This window comes from Noviherbaspirillum aridicola (assembly GCF_019656455.1).
Taxonomy (GTDB): Bacteria; Pseudomonadota; Gammaproteobacteria; order Burkholderiales; family Burkholderiaceae_D; genus Noviherbaspirillum; species Noviherbaspirillum aridicola.
In genome coordinates this window covers 1-1,233 of record NZ_BPMK01000037.1, presented here as the reverse complement: position 1 = coordinate 1,233, position 1,233 = coordinate 1, and the positions used below count along the sequence as shown (strand labels likewise).

Below are 1,233 nucleotides of genomic sequence, written 5' to 3'. Positions count from 1 at the left end.
TGAGCCAGCTGCTGCTCGGCCTGGTCAACGGCTCGTTCTACGCGATGCTGTCGCTCGGCCTGGCCGTCATCTTCGGCCTGCTCAACGTGATCAACTTTGCGCACGGCGCGCTGTACATGATGGGGGCCTTCCTCGCCTGGATGGGCCTGAATTATTTCGAGATCAATTACTGGGTGATGCTGATCGTGGCGCCGATCCTGGTCGGCCTGTTCGGCATCATCATCGAGAAGTCCATGCTGCGCTGGCTGTACAAGCTCGATCACCTGTACGGCCTGCTGCTGACCTTCGGCATCACGCTCATGCTCGAAGGCCTGTTCCGCTCGTTCTACGGCGTCTCCGGCCAGCCGTATTCGGTGCCCGAGGCGCTAGGCGGCGCCTTCAACCTCGGCTTCATGATCCTGCCCAAGTACCGGGCCTGGGTGGTGGTGGCCTCGATCGTGATCTGCCTGGGCACCTGGTTCGTGATCGAAAAGACCAAGCTCGGCGCCTACCTGCGCGCCGGCACCGAGAATCCCAAGCTGGTGGAAGCCTTCGGCATCAACGTGCCGCTGATGGTCACTGCGACCTACGGCTTCGGCGTGGCGCTGGCGGCGCTGGCCGGGGTGCTGGCCGCGCCGGTGATCCAGGTCTCGCCGCTGATGGGCTCCAACCTGATCATCGTGGTGTTCGCGGTGGTGGTGATCGGCGGCATGGGCTCGATTCTCGGCTCCATCATCACCGGGCTGGGCCTGGGGGTGATCGAGGGCTTTACCCGCGTGTTCTATCCTGAGCTGTCGGCGACCGTGGTGTTCATCATCATGGCCATCGTGCTGATGATCCGTCCCGCCGGCCTGTTCGGCAAAGAGAAGTAAGAGGAAAAGAAATGAACCAGAGAATCGGATATGCGGTAGCGATCGCAGCAGCCCTGGCGCTGCCGTTCTTCGTCTACCCGGTGTTCCTGATGAAGGTGCTGTGCTTTGCGCTGTTTGCCTGCGCCTTCAACCTGCTGATCGGCTTTACCGGGCTGCTGTCGTTCGGGCATGCGGCGTTCTTCGGCGGCGCGGGCTATGTGGCCGGCCACATGCTCAAGGTGTGGGGCCTGCCGTTCGAACTCGGCCTGCTCGGCGGGGTGGCGGCGGCGGCGCTGATCGGCCTGCTCATGGGCGGGCTGGCGATCCGGCGCCAGGGCATCTACTTCACGATGATCACGCTGGCGCTGGCGCAGATGCTGTTCTTCGTCTGCCTGCAGGCGCC

The 1,233-nt window shown here is 63.5% G+C and carries 2 protein-coding genes; both read left to right on the top strand.

Annotated elements, in window-relative coordinates; all coding sequences use genetic code 11:
- Positions 1–851 (top strand): branched-chain amino acid ABC transporter permease (locus NCCP691_RS21190; RefSeq protein ID WP_220810558.1); only part of this gene is annotated, 851 nt, incomplete at its 5' end.
- An 11-nt stretch (positions 852–862) separates the two neighbouring features.
- Positions 863–1,233: branched-chain amino acid ABC transporter permease (locus tag NCCP691_RS21185; protein ID WP_220810557.1), on the top strand; the 371-nt coding region annotated here is incomplete at its 3' end.